The organism is Corynebacterium sp. HMSC071F07 (genome assembly GCF_001810285.1).
Lineage (GTDB): Bacteria > Actinomycetota > Actinomycetes > Mycobacteriales > Mycobacteriaceae > Corynebacterium > Corynebacterium simulans.
In genome coordinates this window covers 140,399-161,854 of sequence record NZ_KV800708.1, presented here as the reverse complement: position 1 = coordinate 161,854, position 21,456 = coordinate 140,399, and the positions used below count along the sequence as shown (strand labels likewise).

The following is a 21,456-nucleotide window of genomic DNA, read 5'->3' as shown; positions in this document are numbered from 1 at the left end:
TTCTGCAGCGCTTTAGGGCTAAGCAGCTGCTGGCCCTGCGCGGCCGCCCGCACTGAGGCGACTAATGCCTCAGGCCCCGTGGCCTTCAGCAGAAACCCCATCGCTCCCGCGTGCAAGGAATCGACGATGAATTCGTCGGTGTCGAAGGCCGTCAGCATCACCACAGGAATATCGGGCACGGCCGTCTTCAGCTGCGCCACCGCCTCAATCCCGTCCATGACCGGCATACGGATATCCATCAGCACAATATCCGGGCGTTGTTGCGTAATCAGCTGCACGCCATCGCGCCCATTGCTGGCCTCGCCCACCACTTCGATGTCGCCTGCGCCCTCTAGAATCAGACGGATGCCGCGGCGCAGCAGCTCCTCGTCGTCGACAAGCACTGCAGAAATCATCGTTCCTCCATTGGCAAATACAGGCTCCAGCTAAACTCTTCGCCATCTTCTACGTCTAGGCGCCCGCCCACCAAGCGTGCGCGTTCGCGCATTCCGATAAGCCCATGCTCGCCGCCGCTTGCCGACGCCCCTTCTACCTTCCGGTTGCGCATCGTCACCCGAGCCAAAGCACCATCTTGGGCTACCTCGATCGCAATCTTTTGCCCCGGCGCATGCTTGCGCGCATTCGTCAGGCCTTCTTGCACGGCGCGACTCAACGTATGTACACCCATAGTCGAAATCTTATCTAAGCAATCATCGCGGTACTCAAGCGTGACCTTGGCACCGGCGGCGCGCGCCCGCACTACGTGATCGTCGATGCTGGTGCGCGGGTCAATTCGATCATCGATACGCAAAGAGCGAATGACCTGCCGCAGATCGGTCACTGCCTGCTCGGCCTCTTTTTGGATAGTCGTAGCGGATTCCGCCACCTGCTCCGGCGGCAAATCCTTCCGGTACGCCAGTCCACCGGCATATACAGAGATAAGGCTTAGCCGATGTGAGAGCGAATCGTGCATATCGCGGGCGATGCGGTTGCGCTCATCCTGGCGAACTTTTTCGTTTTCTGCTTCCAGGGTCTGTTTATTCAGCTCCGCGCGCGCCACCAGCGTGGCCTGACGTTGCCGGCGACTATGGCGCGCGACGCCTATCAACAGCCCTGATAGAACCAACACGGCCCAGAAAAAGGCATACCCGAACAACGCCATCGGCACGGTTTCGAAAGAGTCCGGCTTATAAACCTTGACGCCATAACTTAAGGTGAGCACCGCCGTTGCGACCAATGTCCAGCGCTTGCTTCCACGCGAGACCAAAGAAACATAGGCAACGAAGACTGTCAGTGATAACTGATGCACTCCCGCCGAAGCGCAAATGATCACCGCGCTGACCAGCGCGGAGACCGGACCAGGATAGCGTTCGTAAACGCTAAACTCCCGCGGCACGTGCCGCAGCGCAAAGGCCAGCAAGACCCAGGTGAGGATGCTCACCGACGTCCCAATAACGGCCTCAGTAAGGATGCGATCATCCCACGAATTGCCAGAGCGCTCGTCGAAGCGCAGGAGCATCGCCCCCATCGTGGCTATATCAGCCAACACACACACGGCGACGATGGCGGCACGCCGCCACCGCGTTACCCCGTTTAACGTGTTGAGGTAGGTGGCATGCCGCTGCTTTTCAATCCAGTTCTTAATCTTCGACTGTGCCGTACTCATCTCCACCCACAGTAGTAGGAGGCCTAGAGCCACAAATCCACCCTGGGGTGGATTTAACGCATAGCCATTCTCCGTAGCGTCGAAGACATGGACAAGAAAGTACTAACAGCCCTAGCCGCAGCTACTGCGTATTTCGTGGCAGTGCCGGCGGCAAGCGCACTGCTGCCTGAGCCCACTACCCCGACAAGCGCCGTCGCCTTCCACGATGTAGCCATCACCGATCTGGAATGCGCGCAAAGCCCGACATATCTTAACGACTCCCCCCGATGGGAATGCGGGGATACCACCATCGGCGCTGACCCCGCCCAGACCTTCGGGGAACCTGAGACTTCGTTACTACGAAAGCACCGCTATATTCTCGATACCCCTTTCCTCTCGGATGCCCCGGTACGTCAGCCTCAGAAAAATCTCTATCGCCTCGACGAAGGCGACAAGGTAACTATCCTGTACGACTCCGACGATAAGAAGCTGTTCTTCCATCTCGAGGGGCCTGACGCCGCCCGCTATGCAGACAAAATGGAGGTCAAATAATGAAATACCTATTTTATGTGCTCGCTACCGCGGGTTTCGCTTACTCCGTGCACTTCGAGTTTAACCAGTCTTACGTCACCGCCAGCCTCATCGCTGCACTCATCCATGTGGCGATCTGGACTTGTGCCTCCTGGCTCGCGTTCCGAGGCCACCGCGGCACGGCCCTAGGCATGCTCTGGGGCGCGGCGTGCACCGGCCCGGCTGTCTTCTTCAACTCGCACTTCACCACCATCTTGGAAAAACTGCAATTGCAGTGGCTAGATGCCGCTGGCTTCGCGCCAATTACTGAAGAGACTCTGAAGTTCATTGGTGTTCTGCTCATCTGTACTTACTTCATTAAGCCCCAACGCACTCGCGACTTCGTCTACGTCGGTATCGCCGTAGGCATGGGCTTTGCGATCGTGGAGGATTGCACCTTCATCGCACACCTAACGCTGCAAGACCTCGACTCAGATCTCATGGGCGCAACTACTGGGGTGCTCATCAGGTTTATTGGTTGCACCTTCGCACACTCCCTCTTTACCGGCATCGCGGCATATGGCTTGGCCCGTGGCCGCGCACTCGCCGGTTGGATGGGCGGCGTCACGGTTCACTTCTTCACGAACCTCTTTCCCTCGCTGGATGCCACCTTCCCGGAGAGCCTCTGGCTGCCCATTGCAACTTTAGTGGTAGTGGGGGCAATCTGGATCGCGTCGCTCTGGTTTATCGTCCGCCAAGTACGGCGATCGCGACGTGAACGCGGCTCGTCCCGCCGAGTTTCTTCAAAATCTTCTGCACGTGAGTCTTTACTGTCGGTAGCGAAATAAAAAGCTGCTCTGCAATCTGTTGATTACTTAACCCATCTGCCACCAGCTCCGCAATCTCCATCTCGCGGTCGCTAAGGTGCGCCAGCCGCCTGTTCTTCCGCTTTGGCCGCGGGGAGAGCAGGCGTTCAAGTACCTCACGGCTGAGCATCGGTTGGCCTGCCGCAGCCGCGCGAACGGCAGCAACAAGCGCTTCCGGTGGCGTCGATTTCAATAGGAATCCAACGGCACCGGCTTGGAGCGCATCGACAATAAATTCGTCGGTATCGAAAGCGGTTAACATCACCACGGGAATCGACGCCGGCAACTTCCCTAGCGCCTCGATACCATCCATGACGGGCATGCGAATGTCCATGAGCACGACGTCGGGAAGCGCGTCCAGCACCGCTGCTATCGCATCCTTGCCATTAGAGGCCTCCCCCACCACCTCGATACCGGCATTGGCCAGCATGAGCCGCAGGCCACTGCGCAATAGCGCCTCGTCATCGACCAGCACCACCTTTAGCGCTTCGTCGGCAGCTGCAATTCCCATCCGAATTCATCTCCCTCCAGCATCCGAAGTTTTCCTCCGATAAGTTCCGCGCGCTCAGCCAGACCCCGCAGCCCAAAACCACGCCCCACTGGACCCGTATGCGGGTTGGTTACGGTGAGCACGAGATTGGGGCCGCGCTTGGCGACGTCGAAAAGCACCGGCTTTCCCCGCGCGTACTTGCGGGCATTGGTGGCTGCCTCCTGGACCGCTCGATACAACGTGTGCTGGCCTAAGGTATCGAGCCTTTCTACTATGCCTGGATCAGTGGAATAGCGCAGCTTAACGTTGTCATCTCGAATGAGCGTTTCGATGCTTGCTCGTGGATCTTCTGCTGCCTCCTGCCGCAGAGCATAAAGCACAGCGCGCAGATCCTGTACTGCAGCATTCGCTTCTTGGCGAATCGTCTCCGCCGCCTCGGAATACTCCTTGGGAACCTGCTCGTTCTGAAAAGACAATGCCCCTGCATGCACGGCAATCAGCGACAACCGATGCGACAGTGAATCGTGCATGTCACGCGCTATCTCTTCCCGAATTTCGCGCTGTAGATTCTGTTGCTTCTCGCGGTTCTTGCCGCGCTGCATGCCGATCAGAAGCACGATTACGAGTACTGGAACGATGCCAAATTCCAACCAGCCTTCGAACTCACTCGCAGGGTTGAGAGGATAGACAGCGAGATAGCTAAGCGACGCCACTACTGCCGCCACCGACCACTTCACGGACCTCCGTGATGTCATGGACACCATGGCCACCAGCTGAGATAGCACGGCAAAATAAGAAAAGCCGCAAGCAATCACGACAACCCCGCAGACGAAGGTCTTCCGCGTTCCTGGGAAGTCAGATTTCTCCAGCTCCCGCGGATCATGAGAAATGGCCCATGGCAGCAAACCGCACGAAACCACCCCAGCGATGAAACTCAAGCAAACGAAGCCGGCATAGGCTCTATCGGTTTGCGGATCGATGTTGGGCACCCCCATGTCTTCTAAGTCGATGCCGATACCGATCAGCCCAAAGCAGCACCCGCCTAGGACGCAGAGCACGACGATGAAAGCTACCTGCCAACGGTTCCTAGTCATGATTCATACCTTAAAGGCCGCAAACTCATTCTTAGGGATGATTAATTACCAGCGACTGTTTAGTCATGACTTTTCATCGCTGTTTAAAACGCCCGATCCTTTACTTCTTCTTTTGGGCGGTGCTGAGCGCCGTGCTCTTCGTCGCGCTCATGATCGGTTACGCAATTTTCGCGCCAGACTCAAATCTCGACGACATGAACGCGCCGCTGCCATTTAGCATCATGATGCTCTCCATCATTGTGTTCCTCCCAGGCGCCTTTTGCCGACGCCGGCCCGGCACGGTGTGGTCAGGTGATGGTCGGTTTCGGTGGGATTACGCCCGGCGCGCCCTTCTCGTGGCGTTGCCCGTTACGCTGTTGAGCTTTCTTCCGATTCTCCGAAATGGATTCTCCCCTGCTCCAAACGCTCTATTGATGCTGGGGCTGGCGGTCATCTTGGTGCCGCTGCAGTCAGTGACGGAGGAAGTTATCTTTCGCAGTCTGCTTCCCCAGGTATTCGGCCGGTGGCTGCGCTCGCCGTGGTTGGCCTATTTGCCCTCGATTCCGTTATTTGTGGCAGGCCATACTTATAACTGGATCGGGCTTGTTGATATCTTTGTCTTCGCCGTCTGCCTAAGCGTGCTCACGGTGAAGACGAACGGGATCGAGTACGGATGCGTGATTCATGCGTGCAATAACTTCGTCTTTTTTGCTGCTGGCATCTTGGGCTTTGTGGACGTTAACGCTGAGAATGTGGGGTGGGGCCAAACCCTGCTCAGCGCATTGACCTGCATTGTTATCTCGGCGATCTTGTACTACTCAACGCCCTCCACCGCAGAGCGCATCACTCTTGTTGCCGGCGAAGGATGCGCGTCTTCGGCAGCCAAGCGCTCAAAGGCTACGGCGGCGAGTGCTGCGGCTTGGTCACCGAGCACCGAATCATCGAACCTCGCCAGCGGCGAATGATTCCACTCGCGCAGGTGCTCCGGGGTATCCGGATTGACGGTGCCGAACCACATAAAGGTGCCAGGTACCTGCGCTAGTACGCCGCCGAAGTCCTCCGAAGCCATCATGGGCGTTTCCATCGGAATGACATTTTCTGCTCCGAACATGCCACCCCACAGCGTCGCGGCGAATTGATTCTCGCGCGGGTTGGTTTTGGTTGCGGAATACAGAACCTCGAAATCCACCTTCGCGGTGCATCTATGCGACGCCGCGACAGAACTGGCCACTTCCACAACCATCTGGCGCACTTGCTCAATCTTTTCATCGCGCAGCACACGCACTGTGGCGCCGAGCATGGCGTGATCAGGGATGACGTTGATGGCGCCGTCGCCAGCGCGCAGATTAGTCACCGTGATGACGATCGGCTCGTTGGCGTCGAAGCGGCGAGTCAGTGCAACCTGCAAGGCCATCTGAATTTCCCCCAGCGCTGCGACGGGATCGATGGCGTCATGCGGCCGCGAACCGTGGCCGCCCTTGCCATAGACAGTGATCTTCAGATTCGACGATGATGCCATCATGGGCCCGGAAATATGGTGGAAAGTGCCGCGATCCTGCGGGCCGACATGCAGGCCATAAGCAGCAATCGGACGGCGCCCCGCCGCATCGAGGACGCCCTCTTCGATCATCGGGAGCGCACCACCGGGGCCTTCTTCGCCGGGCTGGAACATGAAAGTGACGTCGCCAAGCAAGTGCTCCTTCTGCGCGCACAGCAACTTCACCGCTCCGATGAGCCCGGCGGTGTGAAGGTCGTGGCCGCACGCGTGCATCATGCCGTTGGTGGAAGCGAAAGGATCGCCCGTCTGCTCACGGACCGGCAAGGCGTCCATGTCTGCGCGCAGCAGCACCGAAACCGGCCGTGGGCCGCGCTTGCCGCCGCGAAGGACCGCGACCACGGAGCTTAAATCCTGGCCGACCTGAATCTCCAACGGCAGGCCTTTGAGCGCCTCGAGGACCTTCTTTTGCGTCCGCGGAAGCTCGAGCCCGATTTCTGGGTTCTGGTGCATATCCCGCCGGAATTCCTGCAGCTGCGGTAAGAGCTTTTGGCCTTCCTCCAAGAACACCTCACTGGCAATGCGCTCACCAATCTTGGCAGCGGTAACTGGCAGCGGTGGAAGCTGCTGGCCGTGGCGAGGTGCCTTCTTCTTGATGGGTTCCATGAATCAATCCTTCCCGGGTTTGACCATCGAGCCTACATGGGACCTACCCCGTATCAAGCAAAGGAGAGTACCCCTCCTCTCGCTTCCCAGGCTTCCATCCTTTGGGCAACGGTTTGGCGCCAGTTCGCGGTGTCTGGCACGAGCACACCCTCTGGAGAATTGGATTCCCAGCGGCCGTCTTCGAAGAGCCAATAAATCTCCCCGGTAATTGGGTCCATGATGTAGAAGGCACGGCCATCAGTCTTGATGTTGTGACAGTGCTGGCAGAGGCTGACCAAGTTATCGGTGGAAGTTGGGCCATTTTCGCCATAGGGAACGCGGTGATCGAGCTGGTTGCGGTGGGCTGGCTTACTGCATCCCGGGCCGCGGCAGGTTCCATCGCGGGCCTCCACGAAGGCGCGAATGCCGGCGGTGGGACGATAAGTCTCGGTCTGTGCTGGCGCGATGTTGCGATAGGAGGCATCTGCAGGCGGGGTGACGTAGCCATAGCCCGGAGCGAACGCGAGGGTGGTTTCTGCCTGCTGGAAAAGGTTAATCACGACCTTTTGTTCAACTGGCTCGAGCACGCAGGAAGCAAGTGCGCGAGCGAAGGAAATTCCTTCGTCCTCGGCGCGTTTGCGGACGACGCGGTCGATTTTTTCGGCGGTCACGGCGTCAAGGTTGGCTGTAAACTCCCCGCGGCCTGCATGACGCTCGAGTTTATAGCGGTCACGTTCTTCTTCGTCTTCGCCCTTCAAACAATTGTGCAAAGAGAGGACATCAGAAATTACGCTGCGGATGCGCGAAGCCTCCGGCAGGCGCTGGTTGGCACGGCTGGGCGTAAACAATTCCTCCAAGGCATCGTCGACATGGGGCAGGACGCGCTCCTCGACGCCTTGTAGAGCCCTGCCGACGGCGAGGATTCGGTCAAAATCAAGGAACCAATCGAGCTTATTGAGACGAGTAAGTTTCGGTAGAAAAGAAAGTTTGCGGATGCCGTAGTAAAGATGTTCGGCTTTATAGGAAGTGATGCCGAGGTTGCGTGAGACGTCGTTGAAGGCTAGGTCAGCGTCGTCACCGGGTTGCGGAATGATCGATTGCAGTGCGAGCCAGTTGAGGCGATTGCTTTCCGTAAAAGCCCGCCCGGCCTGGTTCTTTGGATTCAGTGGAGCGAAGTAGGGTCCGTCCATCGAAGTCTCCTAGGTTTATTTTCTGTTATCCGGCGATGCCGGTCAGCTTCCCCTCCAAGCTGTACAAACCCAAGATACAAAACCCCCCAGACCTCCGCAAGAGTGTTCGAAAAATTAGCCCCCGGCTACTCCCCGGGGACGTCGATAAGCGCAGTATTAACCCTCACCGTCGGTAGAAAGCGCCGCCACGAACGCTTCCTGCGGAACAGATACCGAGCCGATGGACTTCATGCGCTTCTTACCAGCCTTCTGCTTCTCCAGCAGCTTACGCTTACGAGAGATATCGCCGCCGTAGCACTTCGCCAGGACGTCCTTGCGCATAGCGCGGATATTCTCACGCGCAATGATCTTGGAGCCAATGGCGGCCTGGACCGGAACCTCGAACTGCTGGCGCGGAATGAGCTCTTTAAGCTTCTTCGTCATCTTGTTGCCGTACCACTGCGCCGAATCGCGGTGAACGATGGCAGAGAAGGCGTCGACCGGATCACCGTTGAGCAGGATATCCACCTTGACCAGATCAGACAGCTGTTCCCCAGCCTCTTCATAGTTCAGCGAAGCATAACCCTTGGTGCGAGACTTCAGCATGTCGAAGAAGTCGAAGATAATCTCACCCAAAGGCATGGTGTAGCGCAGCTCTACGCGGTCTTCAGAGAGGTAGTCCATGCCGCCCATCTGGCCGCGCTTGGACTGGCACAGCTCCATGGTTGGGCCCACGAACTGCTCCGGCACAATGATGGTCATCTTCACGATTGGCTCGTAGACCTCGCGCAACTTGCCGCTCGGCCAATCCGAAGGGTTGTGCACGAGGGACTCAGCGCCGTCTTCTGCAACCACGCGGTAGGTAACAGAAGGCGCGGTGGAAATCAGGTCCAAGCCAAACTCGCGCTCCAAGCGGTCGCGCGTGATTTCCATGTGCAAAAGGCCCAAGAAGCCGCAGCGGAAGCCAAAGCCTAGAGCAACGGAGGTCTCTGGCTCGAAGGTCAAGGAGGCGTCGTTTAGCTGCAGCTTTTCCAGCGCATCGCGCAGGTCTGGGAAGTCCGCCTGGGAGATTGGGAAAAGGCCCGAATAGACCATCGGGTTCGGGTCCGCATAGCCTTTCAGCGGCTCCTCAGCGCCGTTGGTTGCCCAGGTAACGGTGTCACCGACCTTGGTCTCACGCACATTCTTCACGCCCGTAATCAGGTAACCAACCTCGCCCGGACCCAAGCCCTCGCACTTGCGCATGGTCGGCGAGACGATGCCCACCTCCAGCAGCTCATGGTTTGCGCCCGTAGACATCATGGTGACCTTCTGACGCGGGGTCAGCTTGCCGTCCATCATGCGGATATACGTGACGACGCCCCGGTAGGTGTCATAGACGGAGTCGAAAATCATGGCGCGCGCGGGGGCGTCGGCAGGCGCATCCGTGGTTGGCGCTGGCACCAAATCCACGAGCTTATCGAGCAGCTCCTCGACGCCCTCGCCCGTCTTGCCGGACACGCGCAGGACGTCCTCCGGCTCACAGCCGACGATGTTGGCGATCTCGAGGGCGTACTTCTCCGGATCCGCAGCGGGGAGGTCAATCTTATTGAGGACCGGGATGATCTCCAGATCATTTTCCATCGCCAGATAAAGGTTGGCGAGGGTTTGCGCCTCGATGCCTTGGGCGGCGTCGACAAGCAAAATAGCGCCCTCACATGCCTCGAGCGCGCGGGAGACCTCGTAAGTAAAGTCCACGTGGCCCGGCGTATCAATCATCTGCATGACGAACTCCTCGCCCGCATGCTCACCGGTGCGCGGAACCCAGGGCAGACGCACGTTCTGCGCCTTAATGGTAATGCCGCGCTCGCGCTCGATATCCATGTTGTCGAGGTACTGATCGCGCATATCGCGCGCGTCAACGACCTGCGAGAACTGCAGGATGCGGTCAGCCAGCGTCGACTTGCCATGGTCGATGTGGGCGATAATGCAGAAGTTTCGAATCTGGGAAAGATCCGTAAACGTAGTGGCCGCAAAGTTTTTAGACATGCGTCTACAATAGTCGACATGACTAGCGGCAACCCACTTACCCGCTTAAGGCAGGCGCTTGGCATCGCAGAACGCGAGCCAGTCGACGTCGGCCTTGCTCACATATCCAACAGGCTAGGCATGAATAATGCTGCTGAGCACCGCGAACCCCGCAAAGCAGCAAAGATTCGCATCGAAACCCCCTCCTCGCATCCGCGCCCCGTTTGCTTCTCCCCCGACATGGATGGCCAAGCCGATTCCGGCGAGGTGGTGTGGGTCTGGGCGCCTTCCGACGGCAAGCAATCACCGCCGCACGAACGCGCCGTGCTCATCATCTCCCGCACGCGCACCACTGTTTTGGGGCTTTTGATCTCCCCAAATCCAAACCACGCGCACGAGGAAGAATGGCTCGACATCGGCACCGGCGAGTGGGACGAAAGCGGCAGGCAGTGCTGGGTACGCCTAGATCGCATCCTCGAAATCTCTGAGGAAGAATGCCGCCGCCAAGGCACTCTTTTCCCGGAGCGCCGCTTTGAGCGCATCGCCAACCGTTTGCGTTCCCGCTATCACTGGGCGTGATTTGGGTTTTATCCCAGCTCCTGCTAACTTTTTGTAGGTTACTTACTTTCCGGGCGCGTTGGTCGGGGCGGTCAGGACCTTGGGTCCGCTCATCGAACATCAACGCCGCGCATTAATTCAGATGCAGGACATGTCCGGCAGGTTGGTTGCAGTTCAATCACTTTCGATTCCAAGAGGTAATTCAAATGGCAAACATCAAGTCCAAGAAGAAGCGCATTCTCACCAACGAGAAGGCACGTCAGCGCAACAAGGCTGTCCGTTCCGCAGTCCGCACCGAGATCCGCAAGTTCCGCGATCTTGTCACCGCTGGTGACAAGGAAGGTGCTGAGAAGCAGCTCCGCGTTGCTTCCCGCGCACTGGACAAGTCCGTGTCCAAGGGAGTCTTCCACCGCAACACGGCTGCCAACAAGAAGTCCGGTATGGCTAACGCCTTCAACAAGATGGCCTAAGCTTTTTAAAGCCTGACTTTTAATGCCTTTCCTCGCAAGAGGGAGGGCATTTTTTAATCTCCACTCCGAAAGATCCGCACTGATTTTCGAACGTGTCCGGCGAGCACGCTAGGATTTTGAGCTATGAGTCTTGCCAAGCAGCACCCCATCAAGCCGCTGCTCAAGTGGGTCGGCGGAAAGCGCCAGCTCCTGCCCGCAATCCACGCTGCCCTGCCGGAGTTTAACCATTACTACGAGCCCTTCTTGGGCGGCGGCGCGGTGCTGTTTTCTTTGACCCCGGAAAAGGCCACGGTCAACGATCTCAACTCTGAGCTCATCAACGTCTACGAGACCGTGCGCGACGATGTTGACGGACTCATCTCATTGCTAAGCACCTATCCCAACGAGGAAGACTTCTTCTACGAGATGCGCGGCAAAGACCGCGATTCTTCCTTCGCACACATGACGCGCACCGAACGCGCCGCGCGCACCATCTACCTGAACAAGACCTGCTACAACGGTCTCTACCGCGTCAATAATGCCGGGCAGTTCAACTCCCCCTTCGGCCGCTACGCCAACCCCGCCATCTGTGACGAAGAGACCCTGCGCGGGGTATCGGGGTACCTCAATGACAACGAGGTTTCCTTCCACACCGGTGACTATGCCGCCATCTTGCAAGACGCCAAAGAGGGGGACTTTGTCTATCTCGATCCTCCCTATGACCCAGTCAATCCCACAAGCAACTTCACCGGGTATCAGTCCGGCGGCTTCGGCCGCGAGGATCAGCTCCGCCTTAAGGAAGTCTGCGACAAACTCGACGCAGCCGGCGTGAAGTTCCTGCTATCGAACTCCGCCACGGATTTCATCCAAGAGATCTACTCCGCCTACGAGATAGACATCGTAGGGGCCACCCGCGCCATCAATTCCGTGGCATCCAAGCGCGGCAAAGTCGACGAAGTATTGGTGCGTAACTATGGCACGGCTTAACGACGTCGCATGGCAGCGCATCCTCGACGCCGAGACCTTGGCACGCATCGAACGCGAAGGCTTCGTGGAATTTAGCGCCAAACAGCTCAAAGAAAAGGGTGGCCGAGAGCCGCGCCTTCTGGCCAAACATGACTTTTCTGCTTCCCGCCCGGAGATTTTCCAGGAGCACAACTTAAGCATCTTCCCCATCCGGCGCGATGGATACGTCGTGGGCAACTTCGACGTCTACGAGCCTTTTCCGGAGACCGTGACGCCGCTTAAGACGCTGCCCGTTCCGCAAGGGGTTGAATCGCTTGACTTCGACAATTTAAGCTCCGAGACCCTCGTGCTCAATGCCGCGGTGATTGCGGGAGTGCTGCAGGATTTCCTGGGCGTCGATAAGCTGCATGCCACCGTGGCCGGGCGCATGTCCACCGGCACCGTCAGCATGCGCCTGCGCGGCGAGGAGCTCGTGGTGGACCGTGCGCAGATGGAAATAGACGGCGGGTTTGAGGCGCCCGAGTGCCTGGTGCTCATCGAGTGCAAGAATCACATCTCACCCGATTTCAACATTCGCCAGCTTTATCTGCCTTTCCGGCGCTTTAGCCAACAGCTGGGAAAGGAAGTTGTGCCGGTATACCTGGTCTATTCCAACGGCATCTTCCACCTGTATCGCTATCGTTTCAGCGATGCGGAGGATTTCCGCAGCATCCAGCTCGAGGCCGCCGCACGTTATATGCTCGGCGAATCCGAGCTCAACACCGAATCCGTCAAGGCGGTCCTACGGCGTAGCAGCCCACGCGAGGCGGACATTCCCTTTCCCCAGGCCGATTCCTTTGCGCGCGTGGTCAGCCTCTGGGAGATGCTGCCACTGCCCAAGGCGGAGATTCCCGAGCGCTTTGGGTTTAGCCACCGCCAGGCTGACTATTACTTGAATGCTGGCCGTTACTTGGGCCTAATGCGCATTGAGGATGAGCTGGTCGAGGGAATCGAGCTGGCCGATACCCGCGACGGGCGCAACCTACAGCTCATCGAGGCGCTAGCTAGCCGGCCTGTCTTCCACGAGATGGTGGCCGCCGTGGCTGAGAAGCAGCGCATGCTGAGCAAGGAAGAAGCCGTGGCCATCATGGAGGCGGCCGACCTAAATATCTCTGGTTCTACGCTTCCCCGCCGCGCCCAAACCGTGGTGGCGTGGTCGCAGTGGGTGGCAGAGCTTTTCGCGCCGCAGCAACTTAGCCTGTTATAGCGGCAATAATTAGGCCCACACCGGCCACGGCGAAGAAACAACCCGAAGCGATGTCGATGATGGGTCCGGCGGCAAGAAGGCGGCGTCGGATAGCGTTGGTGGAAATCACCGTTGCAACGGTCACGAAGACCAAGTAGCTGGAAATGCCCATGCTCAGCACGAGCCCCGCGGCCAGCCACAGCGGCGGGTGCGGCGGCAGCAAAGGCGCGATCATCGCCGCCAAGTAGAGCACGATTTTCGGGTTCGAAAGGTTGGTGAAAAGCCCTGTGCGGAAGACTTGCTTGACACTACCCAACCGCGATACCGCCTCGTCTAAGTTCAACGCCGGCTGTTTGCGCTGCGCCAGGCCCGTGCGAACATTCTGCAGGCCCATCCAGATGAGGAAGCAGCCGCCGATGCCCTGAATGAAGCGGAGCAGCCCCGGGAATGCGGTCAGCAACGCCGCCGCGCCGAACACCGTGAGCGTGCACCAGAAAAGCACGCCGACCTGAGTGCCCGTGACGGCCGCAACCGCATGCTTGCGCGAGCGGGTGGCGTAACGGGTCACCAGTACGATGTCTGGTCCCGGCGCGAGGGCGCCCACCATGTTCATGGCGATGAGGAACGCAAACGCGGACCAGCTCATGAAAGGCGCTCGATCAAATCTTCGCGGCCGAACATGCGGGCAGAATCCAAGGCATTAGGCTGGCCGGCCTGCGGATCGGCACCGGCTGCTAAGAGGGCTTCGATCACCGCATCTTCCTTCTTAAAAATTGCGCCTGCCAGCGGGGATTGATTGCGGTCATTGAGCAGGTTCACGTTTCCGCCTGCGGCAGCTAACTTGGTCACGAGCTCCGCATGGCCGTTGTATGCCGCCAACATGACGAAGGACTGGCCGTCCTGGTTGACCATGTTCGGGTTCACGCCTTGGGCGATGTACTCCAGCAACGTGCCGTCGCCATTGCGTGCGAAATCAAAAAGCTTCGAGGCAAACTCTTGGATGTCTTCCATGCGAAGTAGTTTATCGCGCAAGCTCGGCTACTCTACGCACAGCGGCCTCTACCGCAAACTCTTCGTCGCCGCCTTGGCCTTTGACTGCGGCATCGAGCTCGGCCATGAGCACCACTGCCTTGTTCACGGAATCCTCCGACCAGCGGCGCGCCACCGGGTGAGTCAGCTTCACCACGTAAGGAGCAAGGCCGGTTGCCTTGGCCAAAGAGTATTGGTCGCCGCGGGCGGAATAGAGCCTGGCGATTGCGCCTACCTTATTCGCCAGCGCCGCCGAGATGGCAACGGGCGAGGCACCTAATTGGAGAGCGCGCCGGCACGTGGAGACGGCGGCTTCCACGCGCCCGGCTACGGCGGCGTCGGCGATGTCCCAATTCGCCACCTCAGCCACGCCGACGTAGTAGTTGTGCACGGCCTCGCGGGTGACGTTGCCGTTGGTATCGAAGACCAGCTGGGAAATCGCCGAGGCCAGCTCACGCAGATCGGAGCCCACGCCATCGAGCACGGCCTGGACGACGTCGGGGGTTGGCCGTACCCCGTGCGAGGCGAACTCGCGGGTGGCCCAGGTACCCAGCTCGTTGGGATAGAGCGAGAACACCTCGTGCACCTCGCCTACTTTGCGCAGCTTGGCAACGAGCTCTGGTGGCCTCTTCTTGCCTTTGAGAGTTTTGGCCGTCACGCTGTAGATGAGCACCAAGGTCATGCCGGGGCCTGGATCGGCGACGGCCTTAAGGAGGATTTGGGTGAGTTCCTTGCCCACCTTTTCGACGTCGCTGATGACGATGACGCGGTTATCACCAAACAGGGAAGGGCTGGTCGCCATGGCGATTTCCCCCTCCGAGACCTCAGAAGCCTTGAGGCGGACCACCTCGACTCCCTCCCCGGCCGCCTTCTGGATGGAAAGGCGGGCACGTTCGGTGAGGAATTCGTCGTCGCCAAGGATGAGATGGACCTGATTCATAGGAGCAATTCTAGCGGTAGAAAACTGCGATTCCATCTGCTGTGCGCGTGGGGTAATCGGGCGGCGAATCTTGCGTAACAATGATGCTCCGTGTGCCCGGCGGAATGGGCTCGATGTCTTCCTCAGTGGCCACCACATGTATCGGTTCCTGCGGGGTATCAAAGTGCCTCGGCCACAGGAATGCAACCACGCAGGCAAGTGTGAGCAATGGGCGTTTGTAGAGGATGCCCGCCACTATCCAGCCGTAGCCCAGCAACACCAGGAAAGGGCTAGCGTCAACGGTGCTGACCGGCAAGGCCGCGCAGCCGCGGGCGATGGTGTTGATCCACCAGGTAAAAGGCTCGGCTAGGCACAGTACCCCGGCGCCCAACACGGAAAGCGGGCCCAGCTGCGCGAAGAGGGCTGCCAGCAATCCCAGGATGGTCACGGGAGCAGTCGCGGGAGCAACCAGCACGTTTGCAAGTACCGAGACCACCGATACCTTCCCGGACATCAAAGCAATGATCGGCATCGTCACGAGGTCGGCCGCAATTGCCACGGCGAGCGCGCGGACGAAGATATCCGGCCATCCAATCACCGCCAGGTGGCGATAAAGCAACGGCGAGAGCGCCACGATTCCGGCGGTCGCCGCCACCGACAACGCAAACCCGAAGTTCTTGGCCAACTCGCTGTCGATAAAAAGCAGCACGATGATAGCCAGGCTGAGCCCATGCATCGGCTCCATGCGCGCGGAGTTTAAAACCGCGAGTAGTCCCACCAGGCCCATCACGGCCGCGCGCTGGACGGAAGGCTCAAACCCCACCAAAGCCACGAAGATGCACAATGCGCTAAGCGACGCCGCGACCCGCAGCCGTGGTCCCTTCACCAACAAGGCGGCAGCGCTGCACACGATGGCCACGTTCGAGCCGGATACCGCGCTCAAATGTGACAACCCGGTGTCGATATAAAGCTGCTTTTCTGCCGCAGTCTGCAAGGTGGTATCCCCCAGCACCATGCCCGGCAGCAGGCCTTGTGAGGAAGGGCCAACGCTTATGCTGACCAGCTCGCGGAAGTTCTCTGCCACGTGCGCGGCCAAAGAATCCGGCGGGGTAAGCGAAGTGATGGTGCCATGGTCCACGGTCACTTGGGCCCCGGCTGGAGCGGGTTCGTCGCTAAACACAGGTACCTGAAAGGGATAGCCAGGCACGCGCAGGCGCAGCAGCCAGCCAAAGCGCACCTCGGTGGGCTCAGTTATGACGGTGCCGGTCAGGACGTCGCCAAGCGGGCCCGCGCGGGAAATGCGCACCTTAGTCACGGCGATGGCCAAGGCGCTAAGGCCCGTGGTGAGCACCGCCTGGCCGCGCTGCCAGAACCACAGGACTAGACAGACTAGCGGCACTAAGGAGCACCACGCGCCGTTAAAGCTTAAGAGCGTGGCCAGCCACACCGCACACGCGGCCGGCAGCAGGCGCAGCTGCCTCATAATTGCACCTGGTCTTTGAGCGCCTCGAACTTTGCAGGCCCAATGCCGCTTATCTCCATCAGCTGCTCAATCGAGGTAAAACCGCCGGATTCCTCGCGAAAGCTCAAAATGGACTCCGCCGTGACCTCCCCCACCCCTTTCAGCTCCATCAGCTGCTCCTTGGTGGCTGAGTTCAGGCTGAGCAGACCGCCTTCCTGCGGCTCGCCCGGGGCTGGGGCGGGTGCGGGCAGGCCGACGACGATTTGCTCGCCGTCGCTAAGCCGTTTGGCCAGGTTGAGGTTGAGGAGGTCCACGCTGGGGCGCGGGTGGGCATGATCGAGGGCGTCGGCAATGCGGGCGTCCGGCGCCACCGTGACAAGGCCGGGGTTTTCGACCTCCCCCACCACGGAGACCACCAGGGAGCTCGGTGCAGCGGCGCTGCTCGTAGCCTCGGAAACGGAAACCGCATAAGGATCGTTCCGGCTCGTAATACCCAGCCACGCCAAGACACCCGCAGCAACCAACACCGCGATGGCGCAGGCAAGCCACGGCGGAATGCGCACGCGCGGGCGCGGATAGGTGACGTTGAGCAGGTCCTCTTCCCCGGTGGGGCGCGTTAGTTCCCGAAGGCGATCGCTAATATGCGGCATGCCCTCGACGCTAAAAGGCGGCGCAGTTAATGCGCTAGAGGCAATTTAAAAACCTGTGGATAACTTGTTGTTCGTGTCAACGATTCAGGAGGTTCCTTGCTAAAGACCACCGATACGCCGATGGCGCCGGGGCCGGCATGCACGGCGAGCACCTCGGTGAGTTCTTCGACCATGAAGGAAGAGCCCTTCGGCAGGGCTATCTCGAGCAGTTCGAGCAGGCGCTCGGCGGACTCCTCGGCGTCGTTGTGCTGCAATGCCACGAAGACGGGCTCGCCATCGGCGCGGGAGGCGATGAGATCGACCAGCTTGGTAAAAGCCTTAGTCTGGGTGCGGGTCTTGCCCACGAGCTCCAGTTTGCCGCCCACGATGGACATGATGGGCTTGGTGGCCAGAAGTGCAGTGGAGAGCATCGCGGTGGTGGTAGAAAGGCGACCGGAGCGGCGCAGTTCCTCCGTGGAGTTGAGGTAAACCCAGGTGCGGCCGCGCTTGATCGTATCCAGCGCCGCCTCGTAGCACTCCTCAAGCGAGGCGCCATCACGCGCCAAGGTCGCCGCAGACATCGCCGCGGCACCAATCACCATGCCCGCCGAGCCGGACTCGACCACCTTGACGGTATCGGGGAACACGCCCGAAGCCGTCACCGCGGCAGACCAGGTGGAAGAAAGTTCCTTGGACAGATGGATGGCCACAATGCCGTCGTCGGTGGAGCGTTCCATTTCGCGACCGTATGCGGCCGCGAGCTCCAGCGCAGTAAGACCCGAGGTAGATTGCTCGCCGTCTGCGTCCATGACGTGCAAATCGATTACTCGAATCTGCAGGTTTTTCACGATGTCTGGCGGCAGCCCCGCGGCGGAATCAGTGACGATGCGGACGGCCACTAGTCACCTGCCCCCATGTTCCAGCCGTCGAAGTACCACTTGGCGCCGTCCACGTTTCCCGCAGTGAACTCGAGGGAGGCCTGCGGATTCGCTGGATCAAAGTCCGGACGGGCGGTCAGCTGGGACCAGTGGGTGTTCTTCAGGCCCGAAAGGATGGAGTACTGCTCGTGGCGCAGGCCCAAAAGGTGGCAGGTCAACGCTGCAATCGCACCGCCGTGCCCCACCACCAACACGGTGCCCTCGGCCCACGGTTCCGGGTCACGCATCAGCTCGTCGATGACGGGACGCGCACGCTTGGCGACGTCCACCCGCGACTCGCCCTCCGGCGGCGCCCAGGGGGGGTCGTGACGCCAGATGGCGCGGGCGCCGGGGTAGTCGCGATCTACTTCCGCCGAGGACATCCCCTGCCACTTGCCCAGGTGCGTCTCGCGCAGGCGGGCGTCGACAGTAGGCTCCAGGCCCAAACGTTCACCAATGACGCCGGCGGTGGCGCGGGCACGGGAAAGATCCGAGCACACGATCGCGGAAATCCCTTGCTCCGCAAGCAGATCTGCTGCCTGCTTGGCCTGTGCAAGCCCCAGCTCGGACAGCTCCGTGTCCAGGTGGCCCTGCATGCGGCCAGTGGCGTTATAAGTGGTCTGACCGTGGCGGATCAGAAGCAGGCGGCGCGACAAGGTTTAGTACTCCTCGTCCTCTTCCGGCTCCGGCTGAGCCAGTGGGATCTCATCGATGGACTCAACTTCGCGCAGGTTAACCTCGTCGGACCACTCGCCCGGACGCTCCGGGGTCTCGATGCCCTCGATCTCCAGGATCGGGCAATCGTGGTAGAGGCGATCGAGGCCATAGAACTCGCGCTGATCGTTGCGCTGGACGTGGATAACGATGTGACCGTAATCCAGCAGTACCCAGCGGTTTTCGCGGTTGCCTTCGCGGCGCTTTGGCTCGTGGCCAAGCTTGGTCAGCTCGTCTTCGATTTCCTCCACGATGGAGGCCACCTGGCGCTCGGTCTCGGCGGATGCCAGCACGAAGATCTCGGTGATAGCAAGCACGTCAGAGACGTCGATAGCCACGATGTTCGTGGCCAGCTTCTCGTCAGCAGCGTGCGCCGCGGTTTCAGCCATCTTGCGGGCTACATCAGTAACGGACATGTGCTTTCCTTCAAATATCTTCCAAATATCTTCGAATACTTTTTAGTTCTGCCAGTTTCGCACGTAAGAGGTGCGTTTGGCTATTTCCGTGAATTCTTTTTCCCAAATTCTATAAAGGCTTATCAGGATTAGGCCCATAAAGATTGTTCTTAGCGATGTATTGGACAACCCCATCCGGCACGAGATACCACACCGGCTCGCCTTCCCCGGCGCGCTTGCGGCAATCGGTGGAAGAAATGGCCATGGCGGGAATTTCGATGAGTTCGATCCCGGTTTGGGATTCCAGCGGCAGCATATCCTTGCTGAGTTCGTAGCCGGGGCGGGTGACGCCGACGAAGTTGGCCATCTCTAGCATGACCTCCCAATCGTGCCAGCTCATGATCGAGGCCAGGGAATCGGCGCCGGTGATGAAGTAGAGCTCGGCATCGGGGAAAAGCTCGCGCAGGTCACGCAGGGTATCGATGGTGTAGGTGGGGCCCTCGCGGTCGATGTCGACGCGGGAGACGGTAAAGCGCGGATTCGAGGCGGTTGCCACCATGGTCATCAGGTAGCGATGCTCGGCTGCGGTGACGTCGCGCCCCTCCTTCTGCCACGGCTGGCCGGTGGGCACGAAGACCACTTGGTCCAGTTGGAAGCGGTAGGCCACCTCACTGGCGGCCACGAGGTGGCCATTGTGGATGGGGTCGAAAGTGCCGCCCATGATTCCAATGCGCTGTGGACTAGTCATGAGTGGAGATTATACGTGCGCTTTCTACCCAGCTTGCAAAGGTATCGGCTACTTTTTCATCGGCGGGCGTGGGCGCCTGGGTGAAATAGGAAGCATGCCGCGAGGCCTTGGTGGATAGAGCCGCGCTTGCCGACGCCACCGAGAGGTCGCAGGCGAAATCGTCCCGCAGGCAGTAGTTCAAGCGCTGCCCCTCGGGCAACACCGCGCTTTCTGGACGCATGTGCGCTGGGGCCAATTCCAGTAGTCCGCCACCGCGGGCTGGGCTGCCGATGACGTTGGGATCGCCCGGCAGGGAAAGTGGATTTCCCAACGTAATGGCTGCATGCAGCCGCGGGAGGGACTTTTCCGCCCTCGTGGTGATGATGGCGCCCTGCGAGTACCCAGCCGTTATGTACTTCGGTGCGCAGCCGGTGCTCGCCTCGTAGTCTTGGACCACCTTGGGCGCATTGGCCATGCCGGTTTGCACGCTGTTGATAAAGCCGAACAAGACAGAAGGAATGAGCTCGTAGAGCGGGTGCTGCCCCACGATGAGCGCTAGGCGCTGCACGGTCTGAATCGGGTTGAGGTTCTCGCCGTCTTCTGCCAGCGCCGGCAGGTCCATTTCTGCCGGATAGGCCTTGTCATCCATGGCCAGCACGAAGACGCGGTCCATGGTTCCCGGATGACGCTTTTCTACTAAGTGGAAAAGGCCTGCGAGGTTCGGGCCCTCGTAGCCGTTTGAGGGCGCGGAGTGCTCCGAGTATTGCTGCGGGCCGAAGTACTCGCCGTGGTCCTTGTCCTGGTCAGAGCCTCGTGCGGCGAGCACCACGACGTCGGGGCAGGCGCTCTCCTCAGCTGCTGCATGTGGGGCAACTGCGAAGGCGCTGCCCAGAGCAACTGTGGAGGCAGCCAAGAAGGACAGCGATTGGGAAGGCAGGCCTCGGGAAGAGAGGAAACGAGAAAAAGATAGATGCATGTTTTAAGGTCGAGTTTGACCGCTGCCCTGCAGGATCCACTTTGTGGAGGTCAGCTCCGGCAAAGCCATCGGGCCGCGGGCATGCAGCTTCTGGGTAGAGATACCGATCTCCGCGCCCATGCCATAAACCTCGCCGTCGGTAAAGGCGGTGGAGGCATTGAGCATGACGGCGGCGGCATCGACCTCGTTGGCGAACTTAAGCAGAACATCGGCGTCCTGAGCGGCGATGCCCTCAGTGTGGCCGGTGGTGTACTCGGCGATGTGCGCGATGGCGCCAGCGACGCCGTCAACCACCTTGGCGCAGATGTCGTTGCTCAGGAACTCCTCACGCCATTCCTCGTCGGTTGCTTCCACAGCATTGGCCACGCCGAATTGCTCGAGCTCGGCGACCTCGCCATGGATGACCACGCCTGCCTCCTGAAGGGAGGTGATGACGCGAAGTTTCGCGGCGTCGGCAAGCGCGGCGTCGAGCAGCACGCACTCGGTGGAGTTACAAACCGAAGGGCGGCGGGTCTTGCCGTTGATGACCATGGCGATGGCCTTGTCGAGGTCGGCGCTGGCATCGATGTAGAAGTGGCAGTTGCCGGTGCCGGTCTCAATGGCGGGGACGG

23 protein-coding genes and 2 pseudogenes are annotated in these 21,456 nt (G+C 59.7%); 7 read left to right on the top strand and 18 right to left on the bottom strand.

Annotated features, from left to right (window positions below):
• Both HMPREF2724_RS13145 and HMPREF2724_RS05840 read right to left on the bottom strand, forming a co-directional pair.
• Nucleotides 1-395, bottom strand: a 395-nt coding sequence (locus HMPREF2724_RS13145; protein ID WP_246818212.1) for a response regulator, incomplete at its 3' end; no start/stop codon positions are given.
• Nucleotides 392-1,678, bottom strand: a complete 1,287-nt coding sequence (locus HMPREF2724_RS05840; protein WP_246815604.1) for a sensor histidine kinase — start codon at nt 1,676-1,678, stop codon at nt 392-394. The genes HMPREF2724_RS13145 and HMPREF2724_RS05840, both read right to left, overlap by 4 nt.
• Before the next feature lie 54 nt (nt 1,679-1,732).
• Here HMPREF2724_RS05840 and HMPREF2724_RS05835 point away from each other — a divergent pair, with 54 nt between their 5' ends.
• The gene (locus HMPREF2724_RS05835; protein WP_070455917.1) at nt 1,733-2,176 is read left to right on the top strand and encodes a hypothetical protein; all 444 of its coding nucleotides are present in this window, start codon (nt 1,733-1,735) and stop codon (nt 2,174-2,176) included.
• The gene (locus HMPREF2724_RS05830) at nt 2,176-2,982 is read left to right on the top strand and encodes a PrsW family glutamic-type intramembrane protease (protein WP_070455916.1); all 807 of its coding nucleotides are present in this window, start codon (nt 2,176-2,178) and stop codon (nt 2,980-2,982) included. The genes HMPREF2724_RS05835 and HMPREF2724_RS05830 overlap by 1 nt, the downstream gene beginning before the upstream one ends.
• Here the strand turns inward: HMPREF2724_RS05830 and HMPREF2724_RS12350 are convergent.
• Nucleotides 2,879-3,511 (bottom strand): response regulator, encoded by a 633-nt coding sequence (locus HMPREF2724_RS12350; RefSeq protein ID WP_082778636.1) that lies wholly within the window; start codon nt 3,509-3,511, stop codon nt 2,879-2,881. The two genes, HMPREF2724_RS05830 and HMPREF2724_RS12350, sit on opposite strands and share 104 nt — an antisense overlap.
• Nucleotides 3,481-4,584: a sensor histidine kinase gene (locus HMPREF2724_RS05825; protein WP_070455915.1), complete on the bottom strand. Its 1,104-nt coding sequence runs from the start codon at nt 4,582-4,584 to the stop codon at nt 3,481-3,483. The genes HMPREF2724_RS12350 and HMPREF2724_RS05825 overlap by 31 nt, the downstream gene beginning before the upstream one ends.
• Nucleotides 4,585-4,649: 65 nt before the next feature.
• Here HMPREF2724_RS05825 and HMPREF2724_RS13485 point away from each other — a divergent pair.
• A pseudogene (locus HMPREF2724_RS13485) lies at nt 4,650-5,255 on the top strand (lysostaphin resistance A-like protein); the annotation flags it as partial.
• A gap of 122 nt (nt 5,256-5,377) precedes the next feature.
• On the opposite strand, the gene HMPREF2724_RS05820 reads toward HMPREF2724_RS13485, so the two are convergent.
• The 3 genes from HMPREF2724_RS05820 to lepA form a co-directional block, all read right to left on the bottom strand.
• On the bottom strand, nt 5,378-6,724 hold the full coding sequence (locus tag HMPREF2724_RS05820; protein WP_061924032.1) for a M20 metallopeptidase family protein: 1,347 nt from the start codon (nt 6,722-6,724) through the stop codon (nt 5,378-5,380).
• 53 nt (nt 6,725-6,777) lie between these two features.
• A complete protein-coding gene (locus HMPREF2724_RS05815) occupies nt 6,778-7,893 on the bottom strand; it encodes an HNH endonuclease signature motif containing protein (RefSeq protein ID WP_061924035.1) in 1,116 nt (371 codons plus the stop codon).
• A gap of 156 nt (nt 7,894-8,049) precedes the next feature.
• On the bottom strand, nt 8,050-9,900 hold the full coding sequence (lepA, locus tag HMPREF2724_RS05810; protein ID WP_070455914.1) for a translation elongation factor 4: 1,851 nt from the start codon (nt 9,898-9,900) through the stop codon (nt 8,050-8,052).
• A gap of 18 nt (nt 9,901-9,918) precedes the next feature.
• Here lepA and HMPREF2724_RS05805 point away from each other — a divergent pair, with 18 nt between their 5' ends.
• The 4 genes from HMPREF2724_RS05805 to HMPREF2724_RS05790 all read left to right on the top strand — a co-directional run bounded on the left by HMPREF2724_RS05805 (nt 9,919) and on the right by HMPREF2724_RS05790 (nt 13,098).
• Nucleotides 9,919-10,458 carry a type II toxin-antitoxin system PemK/MazF family toxin gene (locus HMPREF2724_RS05805; protein WP_070587571.1) on the top strand — a complete coding sequence of 180 codons (540 nt, stop codon included), beginning with the start codon at nt 9,919-9,921 and terminating at the stop codon, nt 10,456-10,458.
• A gap of 185 nt (nt 10,459-10,643) precedes the next feature.
• Entirely contained in the window at nt 10,644-10,907 is a 264-nt protein-coding gene (gene rpsT / locus HMPREF2724_RS05800) for a 30S ribosomal protein S20 (protein ID WP_070455913.1), read from the top strand.
• Between the two features lie 123 nt (nt 10,908-11,030).
• Complete coding sequence (locus tag HMPREF2724_RS05795) at nt 11,031-11,873, top strand: DNA adenine methylase (RefSeq protein WP_210386680.1); 843 nt, start codon at nt 11,031-11,033, stop codon at nt 11,871-11,873.
• Complete coding sequence (locus tag HMPREF2724_RS05790; protein ID WP_070498069.1) at nt 11,860-13,098, top strand: type II restriction enzyme; 1,239 nt, start codon at nt 11,860-11,862, stop codon at nt 13,096-13,098. Before HMPREF2724_RS05795 ends, HMPREF2724_RS05790 begins: the two co-directional genes overlap by 14 nt.
• Here the strand turns inward: HMPREF2724_RS05790 and HMPREF2724_RS05785 are convergent.
• From HMPREF2724_RS05785 to HMPREF2724_RS05735, 11 genes and pseudogenes are all read right to left on the bottom strand, one after another.
• A complete protein-coding gene (locus tag HMPREF2724_RS05785; protein WP_061924054.1) occupies nt 13,085-13,723 on the bottom strand; it encodes a LysE family translocator in 639 nt (212 codons plus the stop codon). The genes HMPREF2724_RS05790 and HMPREF2724_RS05785 overlap by 14 nt on opposite strands.
• A complete protein-coding gene (locus HMPREF2724_RS05780; RefSeq protein ID WP_061924057.1) occupies nt 13,720-14,088 on the bottom strand; it encodes an ankyrin repeat domain-containing protein in 369 nt (122 codons plus the stop codon). The genes HMPREF2724_RS05785 and HMPREF2724_RS05780 overlap by 4 nt, the downstream gene beginning before the upstream one ends.
• Before the next feature lie 10 nt (nt 14,089-14,098).
• On the bottom strand, nt 14,099-15,046 hold the full coding sequence (gene holA, locus HMPREF2724_RS05775) for a DNA polymerase III subunit delta (RefSeq protein WP_179294328.1): 948 nt from the start codon (nt 15,044-15,046) through the stop codon (nt 14,099-14,101).
• 10 nt (nt 15,047-15,056) lie between these two features.
• Nucleotides 15,057-16,508 carry a ComEC/Rec2 family competence protein gene (locus HMPREF2724_RS05770; RefSeq protein WP_070455911.1) on the bottom strand — a complete coding sequence of 484 codons (1,452 nt, stop codon included), beginning with the start codon at nt 16,506-16,508 and terminating at the stop codon, nt 15,057-15,059.
• Nucleotides 16,505-17,137: a ComEA family DNA-binding protein gene (locus HMPREF2724_RS05765; RefSeq protein WP_070433016.1), complete on the bottom strand. Its 633-nt coding sequence runs from the start codon at nt 17,135-17,137 to the stop codon at nt 16,505-16,507. The genes HMPREF2724_RS05770 and HMPREF2724_RS05765 overlap by 4 nt, the downstream gene beginning before the upstream one ends.
• Nucleotides 17,138-17,163: 26 nt before the next feature.
• The gene (locus HMPREF2724_RS05760) at nt 17,164-18,015 is read right to left on the bottom strand and encodes a DegV family protein (protein ID WP_070455910.1); all 852 of its coding nucleotides are present in this window, start codon (nt 18,013-18,015) and stop codon (nt 17,164-17,166) included.
• Entirely contained in the window at nt 18,015-18,689 is a 675-nt protein-coding gene (locus tag HMPREF2724_RS05755; RefSeq protein ID WP_070587568.1) for a histidine phosphatase family protein, read from the bottom strand. The genes HMPREF2724_RS05760 and HMPREF2724_RS05755 overlap by 1 nt, the downstream gene beginning before the upstream one ends.
• A gap of 3 nt (nt 18,690-18,692) precedes the next feature.
• Nucleotides 18,693-19,163 (bottom strand): ribosome silencing factor, encoded by a 471-nt coding sequence (gene rsfS / locus HMPREF2724_RS05750; protein ID WP_061924072.1) that lies wholly within the window; start codon nt 19,161-19,163, stop codon nt 18,693-18,695.
• Between the two features lie 109 nt (nt 19,164-19,272).
• Complete coding sequence (nadD, locus tag HMPREF2724_RS05745) at nt 19,273-19,890, bottom strand: nicotinate-nucleotide adenylyltransferase (protein WP_070433013.1); 618 nt, start codon at nt 19,888-19,890, stop codon at nt 19,273-19,275.
• Complete coding sequence (locus tag HMPREF2724_RS05740) at nt 19,883-20,845, bottom strand: hypothetical protein (RefSeq protein ID WP_070587565.1); 963 nt, start codon at nt 20,843-20,845, stop codon at nt 19,883-19,885. The genes nadD and HMPREF2724_RS05740 overlap by 8 nt, the downstream gene beginning before the upstream one ends.
• A gap of 3 nt (nt 20,846-20,848) precedes the next feature.
• Nucleotides 20,849-21,456: pseudogene (locus HMPREF2724_RS05735) on the bottom strand (gamma-glutamyl-phosphate reductase); the annotation flags it as partial.